General features: G+C 66.8%; 16 protein-coding genes. 10 read left to right on the top strand and 6 right to left on the bottom strand.

Features of this window, described 5'->3' with window-relative positions; translation table 11 throughout:
* Nucleotides 1-152: 152 nt before the first annotated feature.
* The 3 genes from QKY98_RS04865 to QKY98_RS04875 all read right to left on the bottom strand — a co-directional run bounded on the left by QKY98_RS04865 (nt 153) and on the right by QKY98_RS04875 (nt 3,404).
* Entirely contained in the window at nt 153-581 is a 429-nt protein-coding gene (locus QKY98_RS04865; protein WP_007160104.1) for an EamA family transporter, read from the bottom strand.
* 2 nt (nt 582-583) lie between these two features.
* Nucleotides 584-2,752 carry a DNA helicase II gene (gene uvrD / locus QKY98_RS04870; protein ID WP_144954713.1) on the bottom strand — a complete coding sequence of 723 codons (2,169 nt, stop codon included), beginning with the start codon at nt 2,750-2,752 and terminating at the stop codon, nt 584-586.
* 133 nt (nt 2,753-2,885) lie between these two features.
* Complete coding sequence (locus tag QKY98_RS04875) at nt 2,886-3,404, bottom strand: Hcp family type VI secretion system effector (protein ID WP_017639168.1); 519 nt, start codon at nt 3,402-3,404, stop codon at nt 2,886-2,888.
* 340 nt (nt 3,405-3,744) lie between these two features.
* On the opposite strand from QKY98_RS04875, the gene hexR reads away from it, so the two are divergent.
* Together hexR and QKY98_RS04885 are read left to right on the top strand one after the other, a co-directional pair.
* Nucleotides 3,745-4,614 carry a transcriptional regulator HexR gene (gene hexR / locus QKY98_RS04880; protein WP_007160102.1) on the top strand — a complete coding sequence of 290 codons (870 nt, stop codon included), beginning with the start codon at nt 3,745-3,747 and terminating at the stop codon, nt 4,612-4,614.
* A 74-nt stretch (nt 4,615-4,688) separates the two neighbouring features.
* Nucleotides 4,689-4,910 carry a PA3496 family putative envelope integrity protein gene (locus tag QKY98_RS04885; protein WP_074583361.1) on the top strand — a complete coding sequence of 74 codons (222 nt, stop codon included), beginning with the start codon at nt 4,689-4,691 and terminating at the stop codon, nt 4,908-4,910.
* Here the strand turns inward: QKY98_RS04885 and QKY98_RS04890 are convergent.
* Complete coding sequence (locus QKY98_RS04890) at nt 4,840-5,814, bottom strand: LysR family transcriptional regulator (RefSeq protein ID WP_044341311.1); 975 nt, start codon at nt 5,812-5,814, stop codon at nt 4,840-4,842. The two genes, QKY98_RS04885 and QKY98_RS04890, sit on opposite strands and share 71 nt — an antisense overlap.
* Before the next feature lie 138 nt (nt 5,815-5,952).
* On the opposite strand from QKY98_RS04890, the gene QKY98_RS04895 reads away from it, so the two are divergent.
* Together QKY98_RS04895 and oadA are read left to right on the top strand one after the other, a co-directional pair.
* Nucleotides 5,953-7,368 carry an acetyl-CoA carboxylase biotin carboxylase subunit gene (locus tag QKY98_RS04895; RefSeq protein ID WP_027598704.1) on the top strand — a complete coding sequence of 472 codons (1,416 nt, stop codon included), beginning with the start codon at nt 5,953-5,955 and terminating at the stop codon, nt 7,366-7,368.
* Between the two features lie 13 nt (nt 7,369-7,381).
* Nucleotides 7,382-9,187 carry a sodium-extruding oxaloacetate decarboxylase subunit alpha gene (oadA, locus tag QKY98_RS04900; protein WP_044341253.1) on the top strand — a complete coding sequence of 602 codons (1,806 nt, stop codon included), beginning with the start codon at nt 7,382-7,384 and terminating at the stop codon, nt 9,185-9,187.
* 56 nt (nt 9,188-9,243) lie between these two features.
* Here oadA and QKY98_RS04905 read toward each other — a convergent pair whose 3' ends face one another.
* Both QKY98_RS04905 and QKY98_RS04910 read right to left on the bottom strand, forming a co-directional pair.
* Nucleotides 9,244-10,110, bottom strand: coding sequence for an SDR family NAD(P)-dependent oxidoreductase (locus tag QKY98_RS04905; RefSeq protein ID WP_284670427.1), 867 nt, complete (start codon nt 10,108-10,110; stop codon nt 9,244-9,246).
* A 12-nt stretch (nt 10,111-10,122) separates the two neighbouring features.
* Nucleotides 10,123-11,511, bottom strand: a complete 1,389-nt coding sequence (locus tag QKY98_RS04910; RefSeq protein WP_051399169.1) for a flavin-containing monooxygenase — start codon at nt 11,509-11,511, stop codon at nt 10,123-10,125.
* A 171-nt stretch (nt 11,512-11,682) separates the two neighbouring features.
* Here QKY98_RS04910 and QKY98_RS04915 point away from each other — a divergent pair, with 171 nt between their 5' ends.
* The 6 genes from QKY98_RS04915 (at nt 11,683) to QKY98_RS04940 (ending at nt 16,555) form a co-directional block, all read left to right on the top strand.
* Nucleotides 11,683-12,732: an AraC family transcriptional regulator gene (locus tag QKY98_RS04915; RefSeq protein ID WP_181084730.1), complete on the top strand. Its 1,050-nt coding sequence runs from the start codon at nt 11,683-11,685 to the stop codon at nt 12,730-12,732.
* A 145-nt stretch (nt 12,733-12,877) separates the two neighbouring features.
* Nucleotides 12,878-13,009 carry a hypothetical protein gene (locus QKY98_RS04920; RefSeq protein ID WP_255211807.1) on the top strand — a complete coding sequence of 44 codons (132 nt, stop codon included), beginning with the start codon at nt 12,878-12,880 and terminating at the stop codon, nt 13,007-13,009.
* A gap of 195 nt (nt 13,010-13,204) precedes the next feature.
* The gene (locus QKY98_RS04925) at nt 13,205-14,098 is read left to right on the top strand and encodes a metal ABC transporter substrate-binding protein (protein WP_027600488.1); all 894 of its coding nucleotides are present in this window, start codon (nt 13,205-13,207) and stop codon (nt 14,096-14,098) included.
* The gene (locus tag QKY98_RS04930) at nt 14,095-14,856 is read left to right on the top strand and encodes a metal ABC transporter ATP-binding protein (protein ID WP_150340284.1); all 762 of its coding nucleotides are present in this window, start codon (nt 14,095-14,097) and stop codon (nt 14,854-14,856) included. Before QKY98_RS04925 ends, QKY98_RS04930 begins: the two co-directional genes overlap by 4 nt.
* Nucleotides 14,856-15,710: a metal ABC transporter permease gene (locus tag QKY98_RS04935; RefSeq protein WP_145154304.1), complete on the top strand. Its 855-nt coding sequence runs from the start codon at nt 14,856-14,858 to the stop codon at nt 15,708-15,710. The genes QKY98_RS04930 and QKY98_RS04935 overlap by 1 nt, the downstream gene beginning before the upstream one ends.
* Complete coding sequence (locus QKY98_RS04940; RefSeq protein ID WP_037006580.1) at nt 15,710-16,555, top strand: metal ABC transporter permease; 846 nt, start codon at nt 15,710-15,712, stop codon at nt 16,553-16,555. Before QKY98_RS04935 ends, QKY98_RS04940 begins: the two co-directional genes overlap by 1 nt.
* Nucleotides 16,556-16,574 lie beyond the last annotated feature (19 nt).

Raw genomic sequence — 16,574 nt, forward strand, 5'->3', positions numbered from 1 at the left:
GCGCCCTTTTAAGAGGCTGTTCAAAGTTTCGCGAGCTAGAGCGAAACAAGGCGGAAAGACCCGAGGAAGCGGAGTTTACGAGTGGTAAATGAGCATTCCGAGGGGCTTTTCAACGCAGTTTGGCCGACGCGCAGCAAACTTTGTATAGGCTCTCAGGGCCGCCAGGCCAGCAGCAGCACGCCCCCGCCGATGGCGGCGATGCCGCACCACTGGCGCAGGTCCAGGCGCTCACCCAGCAGCGCCACGCCAAAGATCGCCACCAGCACCACGCTCAACTTGTCCACTGGCGCCACCAGCGAGGCGGGGCCCAGCTTGAGCGCCCGGTAGTAGCACAGCCAGGACAGGCCGGTGGCCACGCCCGAAAGCAACAGGAACAGATAGCTGCGACCGGCGATGCTGGCCAGGGGTTGCGCCTGCCCGGTGGCCAGGACGATGGCCGCCAGGACCACCACGACCACCAGGGTGCGCAGCAGGGTGGCGAAGTCGGCATTGACGTGTTCCACGCCCAGCTTGCCGAAGATGGCGGTGAGGGCGGCGAACGCCGCCGCCAGGAGCGCCCAGAACAGCCAGGAGGTGGTCATGGCTAGAGCGGTTCGAGCTTGGCGTAGCTCACCATCAGCCACTTGCTGCCTTCGGACTTGAAGTTGACCTGCACCCGGGCATGGGCGCCGGAGCCCTCGTAGTTGAGGATGACACCGTCGCCGAACAGGGCGTGGCGCACCGGCTGACCGAGACTGAAGGTGGTCTCCGGCACCGGGGCCTGGGCGAAGGGACTGGGTCGGCTGCCGGCGAAGGGCTGCTTGACCGCATTGGACAGCCGCACTTCCTGGATCAGGCCGTCCGGTACCTCGCGGACGAAGCGCGAGACCTTGTTGTAGGTCTCGCTGCCATAGAGCCGGCGGGTCTCCGCATAGCTCATCACCAGGCGGCGCATGGCGCGGGTGATGCCCACGTAGGCCAGGCGGCGTTCCTCTTCCAGGCGGCCGGGTTCTTCCAGGCTCATCTTGTGCGGGAACAGGCCTTCTTCCATGCCGGCCAGGAACACCAGGGGGAATTCCAGGCCCTTGGCGCTGTGCAGGGTCATCAGCTGGACACTGTCTTCGTGGCTGTCGGCCTGGGTGTCACCGGATTCCAGGGCGGCGTGGTCGAGGAAGGCCGCCAGGGGCGTCATCTCCTCGTCACCGCTGAAATCGAAGGAGCGCGCGGCGCTGACCAGTTCTTCCAGGTTTTCCACCCGCGCCTGACCCTTCTCGCCCTTTTCTTCCTTGTGGAAGGTGACCAGGCCGGTCTGCTCGATGATTTGCTGCACCAGGCTGTGCAGGGACAGGTCCTCGGCCTTGAGCGCCAGGGTGTCGACCAGCTCGACGAAGGCATTGAGCGCCGAGGCGGCGCGACCCGACACCGCGCGGGCGCCGACCAGGTCGTGCAGCGCCTGCCACAGCGAGGTGTTCTGCGCGCGGGCGGCGCCGCGCAGCGCCTCCACGGTCTTTTCGCCGATGCCGCGCGGCGGCACGTTGATCACCCGCTCCAGGGCGGCATCGTCATGGCGATGCTGGATCAGCCGCAGGTAGGCCATGGCGTTCTTGATCTCGGCGCGCTCGAAGAATCTCAGACCGCCATAGATGCGATAGGGGATCTTTTCGCGCAGCAGCGCCTCTTCCAGCACCCGGGACTGGGCGTTGGAGCGGTAGAGGATGGCCATCTCGCTGCGCCGGGTGCCCTTCTTGAACTCGCTCTCGATGGTCTCGACGATGTAGCGCGCCTCGTCGTGCTCGTTGAAGCCGGCATAGAGGGTGATGGCCTCGCCTTCGCCGGTGTCGGTCCATAGCTCCTTGCCGAGGCGGCCGAAGTTGTGGGCGATCAGGCCGTTGGCGGCCTTGAGGATGGTGTCGGTGGAGCGGTAGTTCTGCTCCAGGCGGATGATCTCGGCCGAGAAGTCCTCGTTGAACTGCTGGATGTTCTCGATCTTGGCGCCGCGCCAGCCATAGATGGACTGGTCATCGTCGCCCACCACCATGAGGCTGGCGCCATTCTGCGCGAGGTGCTTGAGCCAGGCGTACTGGACGGCGTTGGTGTCCTGGAATTCGTCCACCAGCAGGTGCTGGAAGCGCCGCTGGTAGTGTTCCAGCAGGCTGGGATTGTTGCGCCACAGATCCAGGGCGCGCAGCAGCAGCTCGGAGAAGTCGATCACCCCGGCGCGCGCGCAGGCCGCCTCGTAGGCTTCGTAGATGCTGCGCATTGTGCTGAGGAAGAGATCGCCGGCGGCCTGGATGTGCTGCGGTCGCAGGCCTTCGTCCTTCTGGCCGTTGATGAACCACTGCGCCTGGCGTGCCGGCCAGCGCTGCTCGTCGAGGCCCAGTTCGCGGATCACCCGCTTGACGATGCGCTGCTGGTCGTCGCTGTCGAGGATCTGGAAATTCTGCGAAAGCCCCGCTTCCTGCCAGTGCGCCCGCAACAGGCGGTGGGCCAGGCCGTGGAAGGTGCCGACCCACATGCCTTGGGGACTCATGCCGAGCAATTGCTCGATGCGGTGGCGCATCTCCGCGGCGGCCTTGTTGGTGAAGGTCACCGAGAGGATGGAGTGCGGCGAGGCGCGCTCGACCTGGATCAGCCAGGCGATGCGGTGCACCAGCACCCGGGTCTTGCCCGAGCCGGCACCGGCCAGGACCAGTTGGCGACCCAGGGGCGCGGCCACGGCCTGACGCTGGGCATCGTTGAGGGAATTGAGCAGCAGGGAAATGTCGTCGTTCATCGCCGCATTCTACCGATGCGGCAGAAGGAGCGCCAAACCGGACGGATGGGAGGCGAGGCGGGTGGCGCAGGGCAGCGGACCCCCCAGCCAGCGGGGCTGGCGGGGGGGCAGAGTAATGCTTGCAGTCGGCGCCTCAGGCGGCGATCGGCGAGCGCCAGTCGTCGGAACCGGAGGTGCCGGAGACCTCGTGGGTCCAGACGATCTTGCGGTAGGTGAAGTAGACGTCTTCCAGGTGGGTGAAGTGCGCCATGCTCGGGTCCTGGCAGTTGGGCATGCGCGACTGGACGTCGACGATGATGGCGTCCTCGAGTTCGATGGTGAAGTAGTGCTCCTGGGTGCCGGTGGCCGAGGTGCGGTACCACTCCAGGCGGCACTTGCCGAGGCGTTCGCCGGAGGTGAGGGCGTTGAAGATCAGCGGCGAGGCCTTGTCGAACACCTTGGTGATCATCAGCGGCTTGTGCACGCGCTGGCCGGTGGGCTGACCCGACTGGGGATCGCGGGGAATGATCACCTGATGGTTGAAGGCCTGGACCAGGATCTGGTCTTCGTGACCTTCCTGGAAGATGTTGCCGACCGAGTCTTCGGTAAAGGTGCCGGCGGTGATCAGGCCTTGCTTGGTGCCTTCGAGGGACAGGTACGCGGGGGTTGGCATGGTGCTCTCCTTGCCTGGTGATAGGCCTTCATGGCCCGGGTACCAAGAACTAACAAGGGCTATGCCAGAACCGAAAATTCCTTTCTGATCAGTGGGTTGCAAAAGCACTACAGGGGCGGGGCAGAGCAACTGTGCGCCACCGCTCGGGAATCTGCGCAAGGCCTTGCGCAGAGCGGTTCAAAAGCTGCTCGGGCTCAGGTAGTCGGTCGTGCGGATGACTACCAAGTGCCGATACGGGCGCGAAAAAGACCGTGCTGAATCGTAATGACCAAGAGCCTTGGCGACCGTTATGTAGTATAAGTACGACGCACTACATCCGCCCGCTAGACGAGATACGCCTGTGAACCTCATGCAACACATTGCTCAATCCCGCCACCTGCTGCGCAAGTCGGAGCTCAAGGTCGCCGAGCAGGTCATGGTGGATCCGGCTGCCGTCATGCACAGCTCCATGGCCGACCTCGCCCACAACGTCGGCGTCAGCGAGCCCACCATCGTGCGTTTCTGCCGCGCCATCGGCTGCGACGGCTTCCAGGATCTCAAGCTGCGCCTGGCCCAGAGCCTGGCGGCGGGGGCCAGTTTCGGCCAGTTCGCCATCCACGAGAACGATGCGGTGGAAGACTTCAGTCTGAAGATCTTCGACACCACCCTGCATACCCTCATGGACGTGCGCGAGCGCCTGGACATGCGTGCGCTGGAAACGGCGATCGAGGCGATCGCCAAGGCCCAGCGGGTGATGTTCTACGGCTTCGGTGCCTCGGGTTCGGTGGCCAACGACGCCCAGCACAAGTTCTTTCGCCTGCAGCTCAGCGCCACCGCCTATTCCGATCCGCACATGCAGGCGATGTCGGCAGCGACCCTGACGGCCTCCGATGCGGCCATCTGCATCTCCCAGTCGGGCCGCTCCAAGGACCTGCTGATCACCGCCAACCTGGTGCGCGACAACGGCGCGGCCCTGATCACCATCTGCCCGGGGCAGACGCCGCTGGCCGATCTGTCGACGGTCAACATCGCCATCGACGTGCACGAAGACACCGATATCTATGTGCCCCTGACCTCGCGGATCGCCCACCTGGTGGTGATCGATGTGCTGGCCATGGGCGTGGCCATGTCCCGCGGTCCGGCCCTGGTCGAGCACCTCAAGGGTGTGAAGCGCAGCTTGCGCAGCCTGCGGTTGTCATCGAAATCGACCAAGCACAGCGACACCCAATAGTCGTCTTTTTGTCGCCAAATCGTCACCTGTTAGGGTGAAGCTGCCCATTCCGATCCCAGCCCGGAGGAATTGGCATGACCGCTCTCATCCAGGAATCCAGCGTTCGTCTCGACAGCAAGACCCGCAGAAAGCTACAGGATCAACGGCGGATGAAATTCCGCCGCGCCATCGAAGCCCGTGCCGAAGAGCAGCGACTCGCCGTGGAACTCGATGAATTGCTGTTTCTCAATCAGCTGCTGGACGAGCGCCAGGCCCAGCGCCGACAGCAGGCTCCAGGGCAATACCTAACGCATTGATCAGGCTGCGCTGGCTGCGCAGGTAGTCGACGAAGGCCTGAGCCACCGGCGACAGCGGCTTGCCACGTACCTGCACCACGCACCAGGAGCGCCGCAGCGGCAATTCGGCGACGTCCAGCTCGACCAAGCTGCCGGCGGCGAGATCACTGCGAATGGCCTGGCGCGGCAGCAGCGCCAGGCCGAGTCCGGCGCGGACCGCCTCGCGCTGCGCCTCGAAGGCGCCGATCTCCAGCTGTTCGGCGAAGTGCGCGCGCTTCTGCTTGAGATAGTCCTCGCAGGCCTGGCGCGTGCCGGAGCCGACCTCGCGTACCAGCAGCGGATAGGCCGTCAGATCGCGCAGGCTCAGGCCATGGCGGCCGGCCAGGGCATGGCCCGGGCGCGCCACGGCGACGATGGCGTTGTCCAGCAAGGGCAGGAAATCCAGGTCCGAGCCACTGGGCACCCCGGACATCAGCGCCACGTCCTCGCGATTCTCCGTCAGCCGACGCAGCACCCGGGCATGGTTGCCCACGGTCAGCGCCAGATCGACCTGGGGATGGCTGCTGCGGAACTGGCTGAACAGGTGCGGCGCCAGGTACTGGGCGCTGCTTTCCACCCCCAGTCGCAGCTGGCCGTGCAGGGCGCCGCGCAGATCTGACAGCTGCATATCCAGGCTGCCCAGGCGGGCGAAGAGATCGCGCCCGGTCTGGCGCAGGGCCTCGCCGGCTTCGGTGAGGTAGAGGGTGCGATTGACGTAGTTGAACAGCGGGGCGCCCACCACCTCTTCGAGCTGACGGACCTGCAGGCTCACCGCCGGCTGGGTCAGCGCCATGATGTCGGCCGCGCGGCTGTAGGAGCGGGCCTCGCACACGGCCTCGAATACCTGCAATTGGCGAAAGGTGAGCCGCATCAGGGGCTTGCGCATGGGCATCTCAGAGATCCATAAGGGATGACTTATGGAGTATCCAACAATTATTTATTTTCCATAAGAGAGACCCTGGCGTAGCTTCAGGTCACCGGCAATAACAAGCGGCTGCAGGCTGCAGCAGACAAGGAGCCAGGTGTGATCAAGAAGATACTTATCGCCAATCGGGGCGAGATCGCCGTGCGCATCGTGCGTGCCTGTGCCGAGATGGGCATTCGCTCGGTGGCGGTCTACTCCGATGCGGATCGCCAAGCGCTCCACGTGAAACGTGCCGACGAAGCCCATGGCATCGGCAGCGATCCGCTGGAGGGTTATCTCAACCCGCGCAAACTGGTTAACCTGGCCGTGGAGACCGGTTGCGACGCCCTGCATCCCGGCTATGGCTTCCTTTCCGAAAACGCCGAGCTGGCGGAAATCTGCGCCCAGCGCGGGATCCGCTTCATCGGGCCGTCCGCCGAGGTCATCCGCCGCATGGGTGACAAGACCGAGGCCCGGCGCAGCATGATCGCCGCTGGCGTGCCCTGCACCCCGGGCACCGAGGGCAACGTGGCGGACATCGCCGAGGCCCTGCGCGAAGGCGATCGCCTCGGTTATCCGGTGATGCTCAAGGCCACCTCCGGCGGCGGCGGTCGCGGTATCCGCCGCTGCAACTCCCGCGAGGAACTGGAGCAGGCCTATCCGCGGGTGATCTCCGAGGCGACCAAGGCCTTCGGCTCGGCCGAGGTGTTTCTCGAGAAGTGCATCGTCAATCCCAAGCACATCGAGGCGCAGATCCTCGCCGACAGCCACGGCAACACCGTGCACCTGTTCGAGCGCGACTGCTCCATCCAGCGGCGCAACCAGAAGCTGATCGAGATCGCGCCCAGCCCCCAGCTGACCCCCGAGCAGCGCGCCTACATCGGCGACCTGGCGGTGCGCGCGGCCAAGGCAGTGGGTTACGAGAACGCCGGTACCGTGGAATTCCTGCTCGCCGAGGGCGAGGTGTATTTCATGGAGATGAATACCCGGGTGCAGGTGGAGCACACCATCACCGAGGAAATCACCGGCATCGACATCGTTCGCGAGCAGATCCGCATCGCCTCGGGCCTACCGCTGTCCTTTGCCCAGGAAGACGTCCAGCACCGCGGCTTCGCCCTGCAGTTCCGCATCAATGCCGAGGACCCGAAGAACAACTTCCTGCCGAGCTTCGGCAAGATCACTCGCTACTACGCACCGGGCGGACCGGGGGTGCGAACCGACACCGCCATCTACACCGGCTACGTGATCCCGCCGTACTACGACTCCATGTGCCTCAAGCTGATCGTCTGGGCGCTGACCTGGGAAGAGGCCATGGATCGTGGCCTGCGCGCCCTGGACGACATGCGCGTGCAGGGGGTGAAGACCACCGCGCCCTATTACGGTGCCATCCTGCGCGATCCCGAATTCCGCAGCGGGCGCTTCAACACCAGCTTCGTGGAAAGCCATCCGGAGCTGACCCAGTACTCGATCAAGCGCAACCCGACGCACCTGGCCATCGCCATCGCCGCCGCCATCGCCGCCCACGCCGGTCTGTAAGGACGACAGAACAATGAAAAGCATCCAGATCACCGACACCATCCTGCGCGACGCCCACCAATCGCTGCTGGCGACCCGCATGCGCACCGAAGACATGCTGCCGATCTGCGCCAAGCTCGACCAGGTCGGCTACTGGTCGCTGGAAGTCTGGGGCGGCGCCACCTTCGACGCCTGCGTGCGCTTCCTCAAGGAAGATCCCTGGGAGCGTCTGCGCCAGCTGCGCAAGGCGCTGCCCAATACCCGGCTGCAGATGCTCCTGCGCGGCCAGAATCTGCTCGGCTACCGGCACTACAGCGATGACGTGGTGGAGGCCTTCGTCGAGCGCGCCGCCGCCAATGGCACCGACGTCTTCCGCATCTTCGATGCCATGAACGACGTGCGTAACCTGGAAACCGCCATCCGCGCGGTCAAGGCCAGCGGCAAGCATGCCCAGGGCACCCTCTGCTACACCACCAGCCCGGTGCACACCGTCGCGGCCTTCGTCGACCAGGCGCGGCGCATGGCCGACCTGGGCGTGGACTCCATCGCCATCAAGGACATGGCCGGCCTGCTGACGCCCTATGCCACCGGCGAGCTGGTCAAGGCGCTCAAGGAGGCCCTGACCCTGGACGTGGTGGTGCACTCCCACGACACCGCCGGGGTGGCCGCCATGTGCCAGCTCAAGGCGGTGGAGAACGGCGCCGATCGCATCGACACGGCGATCTCCAGCATGGCCTGGGGCACCAGCCACCCGGGGACCGAATCCATGGTCGCGGCCCTGCGCGACACGCCCTATGACACCGGTCTGGACCTGGAGCTGCTGCAGGAGATCGGCCTGTATTTCCATGCGGTGCGCAAGAAGTACCACCAGTTCGAGAGCGAATTTACCGGGGTCGACACCCGGGTGCAGGTCAACCAGGTGCCGGGCGGCATGATCTCCAACCTGGCCAACCAGTTGCGCGAGCAGGGCGCCCTCAATCGCATGAACGAGGTGCTGGAAGAGATCCCGCGGGTACGCAAGGACCTGGGCTATCCACCCCTGGTGACCCCGACCTCGCAGATCGTCGGCACCCAGGCCTTCTTCAACGTGCTGGCCGGCGAGCGCTACAAGACCATCACCAACGAGGTGAAGCTCTATCTGCAGGGCCGCTACGGCAAGGCGCCGGGCGCCATCTGCGAGCAGCTGCGCAAGCAGGCCATTGGCCAGGAGGAGGTCATCGAGGTGCGTCCGGCCGATCTGCTCAGTCCCGAGCTGGCCCGGCTGCGCGCCGAGATCGGCGACCTGGCCAAGAGCGAAGAAGACGTGATGACCTTTGCCATGTTCCCCGACATCGGGCGCAAGTTCCTCGAGGAACGCGCCGCCGGGACCCTGGTGCCGGAAGCCCTGCTGCCCATGCCGTCGGCCGATGGCGTGGCCGCGGTGGGCGGCCAGGGCGTGCCGACCGCCTTCAGCGTCGACGTGCACGGCGAGACCTACCAGGTGGACATCACCGGCATCGGCCTCAAGAGCGAAGGCAAGCGGCACTTCTACCTGTCCATCGACGGGGTGCCGGAAGAGGTGGTGTTCGAAGCCAGTGGCGACTTCGTCGCCGAGGGCGGTCAGCGGCGGCGCCAGGCGGAGCGTCCGGGCGACGTCAGCACCACCATGCCGGGCAACATCGTCGAGGTGCTGGTCAAGGAGGGTGACCAGGTCAGGGCCGGGCAGGGCGTGCTGGTCACCGAAGCCATGAAGATGGAAACCGAGATCCAGGCGCCCATCGCCGGCACCGTCACCGCGGTGCGGGTGGCCAAGGGCGACCGGGTCAATCCGGGCGAGGTGTTGATCGAAATCGAAGGCTGAGATCACTTCGATTTCCCTTGGGGCCTGCGGGCCCCTTTTTTGTTTCCGAAAGAAGGCTAGTCGGGTCGGTCGTCCGGGCGCAGGCGCCAGGTGCCTTCGTGGCGTTCGGCCAGGCCGCGTTGCTCCAGGTCGCTGAGATAGCGACGCAGGCCGCGTTCACCGCGGCGCTGAAAGAACGGCAATAGGCGCGGCAGCAGGTCGGGCACCAGCATCGCCAGCCGGCTCAGCCAGAGTTCGCCGGCGCGCGGCGCGCTTTCCAGGCGCGGTCGATCCAGCACCCGCACCAGCAGCCGCGCCACCGTATCGGGTGACTGGGGCGGATCCATGAATTGCAGGGCGTTGCCGCCGGCGATGGCCTCGTGGCGCAGCATCGGGGTGTCGGTGGCCGACGGCAGGACGCAGCAGACGCGGATGCCCTGGGGCGCGAGATCCTGGGCTAGGGCGAGCATGGCGCCGCGCAGGCCGAACTTGCTGGCGCAATAGATGGGGCTCTCCGGGGTGGGAAAGATGCCCGCCAGGGAGACGGTGGTGACCAGCCGGGCATTGGTCGAGCGCCGGAGCAGGGGAATGGCCAGCCGCGTGAGCAGCAGGGGCGCCAGCAGGTTGATGTCGAGCTCCTGGCGAATGCTCGCCGGAGAGCGTTCGGTGAGGGGGCCGACGCGGACGATGGCGGCGTTGTTGACCAGGGCATCGAGGCGACCGCAGCGCTGCTGGACGAAGTCGATCAGGGCGGCGAGCTGGTCTTCGTTGCAGAGATCGGCGGCGTAGGTCAGGGTGGTTTCGCCCAACTCGGCGCGCAGGGCGGCCAGGCCTCTGGCGTCGCGATCCACCAGGACCAGCTGGACCGGTCGGCGGCTGAGTTGCCGCGCCAGGCATTGACCGATGCCGCCGGCGGCACCGGTGATCAGGATGACGTCGCTCATGGGCAGGCTCGCTCAGGACGGGGTGGGCAGGCTGGCCGGAAGCGGCTCGGGCGCCTGGCGCAGGGGATCGAAATAACCCGGGGTCAGGTCGCTCCAGCCCAGCCGGCGGCGCAGCTGGCGCAGATGGTTCTGCAGGGCGTGCACCTCCAGGTAGACGGCGTGGCGGGGCGAGTCGACGAAGCGGATGCCGCCGGAGAGGTCCGGGTCGTCCTGCTGGATCAGTGCCTGGAATTCGCGGGCCTGGTGCGGGCGCTGGAGCTGGTCGGCCAGGTGGCAGGCGATCAGGTGGGCTTCCTGATCGAACAGCTTGTAGGCACTGGAGTTGGTCTCCAGATAGCCGATGCCGAACAGGTTGCGGTGTTCACGACTGAAGATGGACAGATAGAGCTGCGGCCGGCCGTGCTGCCAGCTGAAGTAGTCGGCGGCGTAGCGGCAACTCCAGCGATAGCCGGTGGCATAGAGCACCAGGTCGAGACCTTCCCGGCTGCCATCGCGAAACACCACCTGGTCGCCCTCGAAGTGCGAGACGTCCGGCCGTGCCTGGATGTTGCCGTGCTGCAGGTGGTGCAGCAGCTGGCTGTTGAGCAGCGGATGGCTTTCGAACAGGCGATGGTCCGGCTTCGGCAGGCCGAAGCGGGTCAGGTCGCCTTGCAGCAGGCGCAGCAGACCCTGGAACAGCGGCCGTTCCAGCCACAGCGGCAGGCGCGGACCGCGTTCGCCGAAGACGTCCGCCGGCACGCCGAAGAGGTGCTTGGGGATGAAGTGATAGCCGCGCCTCAGGCTGATGAAGGCGCGCTCGGCGTTGGCGGCGGCGTCGCAGGCGATGTCGGCCCCGGAATTGCCGGCGCCGACGATGAGCACCCGCTTGCCCTGGAATTCCGCCGCACGCCGGTAGCTGACCGCGTGGCGGATCTCGCCGCTGAAGTGCCCCGGGATCTCCGGCAGGTTGGGGTCCCAGTTGCAGCCGGTGGCGCAGATCAGCGCCCGGTAGCGGCGGCGTTCACCGCTGTCGAGGGTGACGATCCAGCGGCCATCCGCATCCTTGTCGACCCGTTCGACGGCGGTGTTGAAGCGGGCCTGGGCGTAGAGCCCGAAGGTGCGGGCGAAGGCGCGCAGGTAGTCGAGGATCTGGCGATTGCCGGGATAGTCGGGAAAGGCGCGGGGCATCGGATAGTCGAGAAAGCCCGAGAGGTCTCGCGACGAGATGAAGTGGGCGGATTCGTACATGGGCGTGCCGGGGTTATCCAGGTCCCAGACGCCGCCGAAGTCGCTGTGGCGCTCGAATTGCTCGTAGTCCAGGCCGCGGCGCTTGAGGGCGCGGGCCATGCACAGGCCGCCGGGGCCGCCGCCGACGATGCAGATGCGCTCGCCGCAGTCCTGGTAGGAGAGGTCGTCGTTCATGCAGGTCTCCACGCGTGGGTGTCGAGGCAACCTTAGCGGCGGGTCGAGGGGCCACGGCAGGGTGGCGGCGGCCAGGGAAGGGGGCCGAAACGGACAGCCGTTGCCAAGGGATTTTCGCCCGGTCGCCACTGGGTTAACGTCCAGCCAGGTTGTCGCCCGAGGAGCGTCGTCATGCCGGACCCCGTCGATCCGCGCTTTTCCCGTGCCTCGGCGCCGCCCCAGGTGTCGCGGCTGCTGCTGCGCGTGGCGGCCGACCGCAACGCCGACGTGGAGCGACTCTGCCGCGGCCTGGGCTTCACGGCGGCCGACGTGCAGCGGCCGGGCTTTCGCCTGTCGCACCGGCAGGGCTATCTGCTGGTCAGGCGCTGCCTGGCGCATTTGGGCGACGACGGCCTGGGCCTGGCGGTCGGCGCCCGGCAGACCAGCGTCTCGCTCGGCCTGGTCGGTCTCGGCATGCAGGCCTGCGCCACCCTGGGCGCGGCCCTGGAGCTGGGGTTGCACTATCAGCGGCAGGCCGGTGCCATGCTCGACTATGGCCTGGAGCAGGGGGCGGCGGCGGTGCGGCTGGTGCTGACGCCACGCTTCCACGAGCCGGCGGTGACCGCCTTCTACATGGAGGAGGGGCTGGCCAGCGTGCTAGGCGTCGCCCGCCATCTGGCCGGGACACGGTTGCCGCCGCGGGCGCTGAGCCTGGATTATCCCGCTCCACCGCATGGCGAGCGCTATGCGGCCTTGTTCGAGTGCCCGGTGCGTTTCGCCGCGCCGGTGACCGCCATCGAATTCGATCCTGCCTGGCTGCACATGCCCCTCGCCACCCACGACGACGCCGTGGCCGCCGAGGTGATCGAATTGCTGGGCGCGACGGCTGGCTACGATCCGCTGCGAACGGATCTGGTCGAGGGCCTGCAGCGCGAGATCCGCAAGCGACTGGATGCGCCGCCGACCCTGGCGCAACTGGCCGCGCCGCTCAATCTCAGCGAACGGACCCTGCGGCGCCGTCTCGAGGCGGCGGGTACCCACTATCAGGCACTGGTCGACGAAGCGCGTCGTGATCGCGCCCTGACGCTGCTCGGCCGGGCCGACCTGGCGCTGGCCGAGGTGGCCTTTCAGACCGGCTTTGGCGATCTGCGCAATTTCCGCCGGGCTTTCCGGCGCTGGACCGGCCTGGCGCCGCAGGAAGCCCGTCGCCGCCTGAGGACGCGGGTGGAGGAGGGTGACTAGGCATCGCTCCCGGCTCGTCCGGTCGCTCTAGCCCGAGAGGTTTAGGGCGCCTCTATTTATCCGATTGAGAAAAAGCACTAACACCTCTCGATAGGGTCTGCTATTTAATATAGCCAAGGCTATAACGATCCCGGGAGGATTCGCGATGCTGAAAGAACTCAAGAAACGCGCCCTGCGCGGTCTGCTGGACAAGCTGCTCGACGGACACGCCGAACGTCGTCCGTTGGAGACCCAGCCCGAGCGCTCGCGCGGCATGACGGCCCACGCCGCGCACTGATCCCTGCCAATCAGGCCGGTCCCGCCGGCCTCTGCAGCCCTCATCAGCGCCTCCGCCCTGTCCTGAGCGAGGCGCCTTGCCCTGTTCGTCCCTGTCCCTTATCCCTCTCATCCCAGGTTACAAAGTCTTCCTGCACCTCTGATAGGTTGTGCTATCTAATTTAGCCAAGGCTATAACCACCGAGAGGCGGGCCGGATGCTGGAGAAGACGAGACGCTGGACCCTGGCGGGTCTGCTGGGATTGCTGCTGGGCAACGTCGCTCAGGCGGCGGAGCCGTTCAAGGTGGTCACCACCTTCACGGTGATCGCCGACATGGCGCGTAATGTGGCGGGCGACGCCGCGCGGGTGGAATCCATCACCAAGCCCGGCGCCGAGATCCACAACTACCAACCCACTCCGGGCGATCTGCTGAAGACGCGCGACGCCCAGCTGGTGCTGTGGAACGGCCTCAATCTGGAGCTCTGGTTCGAGCGCTTCTTCAGTCGCATGAAGGACGTGCCCAGCGCCGTGGTCTCGCGGGGTGTCGAGCCCATCGCCATCGCCCAGGGTCCCTATGCCGGCAAGCCCAATCCCCATGCCTGGATGTCACCCCAGGCAGCGCTGATCTACGTCGACAACATCCGCGATGCCCTGGTGCAGCACGACCCGGCCCAGGCCGAGACCTATCGTCGCAACGCCGAAGCCTACAAGGCGCGCATCACCGCCACCCTCGAACCCCTGCGCCAGCAGCTGCAGGCGATTCCCGAACAGCGGCGCTGGCTGGTGTCCAGCGAGGGCGCCTTCAGCTACCTGGCGCGCGACCTGGGGCTCAGGGAGCTCTATCTCTGGCCGATCAACGCCGACGCCCAGGGCACGCCGCAGCAGGTCCGCCGGGTGATCGAGACGGTGCGCGCCGAGCGGATTCCGGCGGTGTTCAGCGAAAGCACGGTTTCCGCCGCACCGGCCGAGCAGGTGGCACGGGAGAGCGGCGCTCGCTATGGCGGGGTGCTTTATGTCGACTCCCTGAGCGCCGCCGAGGGACCGGTGCCCACCTATCTCGACCTGCTGCGGGTCACCACCGAAACCCTGGTGAAGGGGCTGGCGCCATGATCGCGCTCGAGGGGGTCAGCGTGACCTATCGCAATGGCCATACCGCCCTGCGCGACGCCAGTCTGGTGGTACCCGGCGGCTCCATCACCGCCCTGGTGGGCGTCAATGGCAGCGGCAAGTCGACGCTGTTCAAGGCGATCATGGGCTTCGTGCCGGTCCGTTCCGGCCAGGTAAGGGTCGATGACCTGCCGGTGGCCCAGGCGCTCAAGCGCAACCTCGTCGCCTACGTCCCCCAGAGCGAAGACGTCGACTGGGACTTTCCGGTGCGGGTGGAGGACGTGGTGCTCATGGGCCGCTATGGGCGGATGAATTTCCTGCGCCTGGCCCGCGCCGCCGATCACCAGGCGGTGGACGCCGCCCTGGCCCGGGTGGGGCTGACCGCGTTGCGCAAGCGGCAGATCGGCGAACTCTCCGGTGGCCAGAAGAAGCGCGTCTTCCTCGCCCGCGCCCTGGCCCAGGACAGCCGGGTGATCCTCCTGGACGAACCCTTCACCGGGGTGGACGCCACCTCCGAGCGCGCCATCATCGAATTGCTCCAGGCGCTGCGCGCCGAAGGTCGCTCCATGCTGGTGTCGACCCACGACCTGGCCAGCATCGAACGCTTCTGCGACCGCACCGTGTTGCTCGATCGCACCGTGCTGGCCCAGGGGCCGACGGCCGAGGTCTTTACCCGGGAGAATCTGGAACGCACCTTTGGCGGCGCCCTGCGGCTGTTCGAGGCTGGCCAGGCGGAGCCGCGGCGGCGGGAGCGTGCCTGATGGAAGGGCTGCTGGAACCCCTGGCCTACGGCTACATGAGAAATGCCCTGGGTGCGGCGGCGCTGGTGGGCGGGCTGTGCGCCTTTCTCTCCGCCTACCTGATGCTCAAGGGCTGGTCGCTGATCGGCGATGCCCTGTCCCATGCCGTGGTGCCCGGTGTGGCCGGCGCCTATCTGCTCGGCCTGCCGCTGGCCCTGGGCGCCTTTCTCGCCGGCGGCGCGGCGGCTGGCGCCATGCTCGGGCTGCGGCACTACACCCGACTCAAGGAAGACGTCATCATCGGGCTGATCTTCAGCGCCTTCTTTGGTGGCGGGCTGTTCCTGGTCTCGCTGGCGCCGGTGGCGGTGGACATCCAGACCATCGTCTTCGGCAACATCCTGGCCATCACCCCCGAGGCCAGTCGCCAGTTGCTGACTATCGCCGCCATTTCCCTGCTGGTGCTGCTGCTCAAGTGGCGCGACCTGCTGCTGGTATTCTTCGACGAAGGCCAGGCGCGCGCCTGCGGTCTCAATCCCACCCTGTACCGGCTGCTGTTCTTTACCCTGCTGGCGCTGAGCACCGTGGCGGCGATGCAGACGGTGGGCGCCTTCCTGGTCATCGCCCTGGTGGTGACGCCGGGGGCGACGGCCTATCTGCTCAGTGATCGCTTCTCGCGGGTGGTGCTGATCAGCGTCGCCATCGGCGTTGGCAGCGGGCTCTTGGGCACCTATCTCAGCTATTTCCTCGACGGCGCCACCGGGGGCTGCGTAGTGGTCTTGCAGACCCTGATCTTTCTGCTGGCCTTCGTCCTGGCGCCGCGTCACGGCCTGCTGGCCAACCGGCGCCGGGCGCGGCAGACGGCGGAGGCGGGCTGATGGACTGGCTGCTGCTGACCCTCGAGGTCGACTTCCTGCGCCAGGCATTGCTGATGGCCGTGCTGGTGGCGGTGCCCACGGCGCTGCTGTCCTGTTTCCTGGTGCTCAAGGGCTGGGCGTTGCTGGGCGATGCCATCGCCCACGCGGTCTTTCCCGGCCTGGTGCTGGCCTCGGCGCTGGGGGCACCGCTGGTGGCGGGCGCCTTCGTCGCGGGGCTGGGTTGCGCCCTGGCCACCGGCTATCTCAAGCGCCACAGCCGGGTAAAGCAGGACACCCTGATGGGCGTGGTCTTTTCCGGCATGTTCGGCCTGGGCCTGGTGCTGCACGCCAGGCTGCCCACCGAGCTGCACCTGGACCACATCCTGCTCGGCGACCTGCTGGGGGTGTCCCCGGCGGCCTTCTGGCAGATGGCGGTGATCACCGGCCTGGTGGTGCTGGCGCTGGCCTGCCGCTGGCGCGACCTGCTGGTGCTGGCCTTCGACGCGGCCCAGGCCCGGGCCCTGGGGCTGCGGGTAGGGCTGCTGCACTACGGCCTGCTCGGTCTGATCGCCCTGACCGTGGTCGGCGCCCTGCAGGCGGTGGGCATGGTGCCGGTGGTGGCGCTGCTGATCGCCCCCGGTGCCACGGCCTTTCTGCTGACCCGTTCCTTTGGCTGGATGCTGCTGCTGGCCACCACCCTGGCCGTGATGGCGGCCCTGGGCGGGGTGCTGCTGAGCCTGGTCTGGGACAGCGCCCCGGCGCCCACCCTGGTGATGCTGCTGACGGCCGGTTTTCTGCTGGCCCTGGCATGGCGCCTGTGGCGGGATCGACGTCGTTCGGGCGACAAGGGCGTTCAGGTGGCCTGATGTAATCGACTGACCGGCC

Origin of the sequence: Pseudomonas sp. HR1, from assembly GCF_030175875.1 — a bacterium.
Lineage (GTDB): Bacteria > Pseudomonadota > Gammaproteobacteria > Pseudomonadales > Pseudomonadaceae > Chryseomonas > Chryseomonas oryzihabitans.

Excerpts from the sequence above, each read along its gene's own strand:
- QKY98_RS04865 (WP_007160104.1), bottom strand. The coding sequence starts at position 581 with ATGACCACCTCCTGGCTGTTCTGGGCGCTCCTGGCGGCGGCGTTCGCC.
- uvrD (WP_144954713.1), bottom strand. The coding sequence starts at position 2,752 with ATGAACGACGACATTTCCCTGCTGCTCAATTCCCTCAACGATGCCCAG.
- QKY98_RS04875 (WP_017639168.1), bottom strand. The coding sequence starts at position 3,404 with ATGCCAACCCCCGCGTACCTGTCCCTCGAAGGCACCAAGCAAGGCCTG.
- QKY98_RS04885 (WP_074583361.1), top strand. The coding sequence starts at position 4,689 with ATGACCGCTCTCATCCAGGAATCCAGCGTTCGTCTCGACAGCAAGACC.
- QKY98_RS04890 (WP_044341311.1), bottom strand. The coding sequence starts at position 5,814 with ATGCGCAAGCCCCTGATGCGGCTCACCTTTCGCCAATTGCAGGTATTC.
- oadA (WP_044341253.1), top strand. The coding sequence starts at position 7,382 with ATGAAAAGCATCCAGATCACCGACACCATCCTGCGCGACGCCCACCAA.
- QKY98_RS04905 (WP_284670427.1), bottom strand. The coding sequence starts at position 10,110 with ATGAGCGACGTCATCCTGATCACCGGTGCCGCCGGCGGCATCGGTCAA.
- QKY98_RS04910 (WP_051399169.1), bottom strand. The coding sequence starts at position 11,511 with ATGAACGACGACCTCTCCTACCAGGACTGCGGCGAGCGCATCTGCATC.
- QKY98_RS04915 (WP_181084730.1), top strand. The coding sequence starts at position 11,683 with ATGCCGGACCCCGTCGATCCGCGCTTTTCCCGTGCCTCGGCGCCGCCC.
- QKY98_RS04920 (WP_255211807.1), top strand. The coding sequence starts at position 12,878 with ATGCTGAAAGAACTCAAGAAACGCGCCCTGCGCGGTCTGCTGGACAAG.
- QKY98_RS04925 (WP_027600488.1), top strand. The coding sequence starts at position 13,205 with ATGCTGGAGAAGACGAGACGCTGGACCCTGGCGGGTCTGCTGGGATTG.
- QKY98_RS04930 (WP_150340284.1), top strand. The coding sequence starts at position 14,095 with ATGATCGCGCTCGAGGGGGTCAGCGTGACCTATCGCAATGGCCATACC.
- QKY98_RS04935 (WP_145154304.1), top strand. The coding sequence starts at position 14,856 with ATGGAAGGGCTGCTGGAACCCCTGGCCTACGGCTACATGAGAAATGCC.
- QKY98_RS04940 (WP_037006580.1), top strand. The coding sequence starts at position 15,710 with ATGGACTGGCTGCTGCTGACCCTCGAGGTCGACTTCCTGCGCCAGGCA.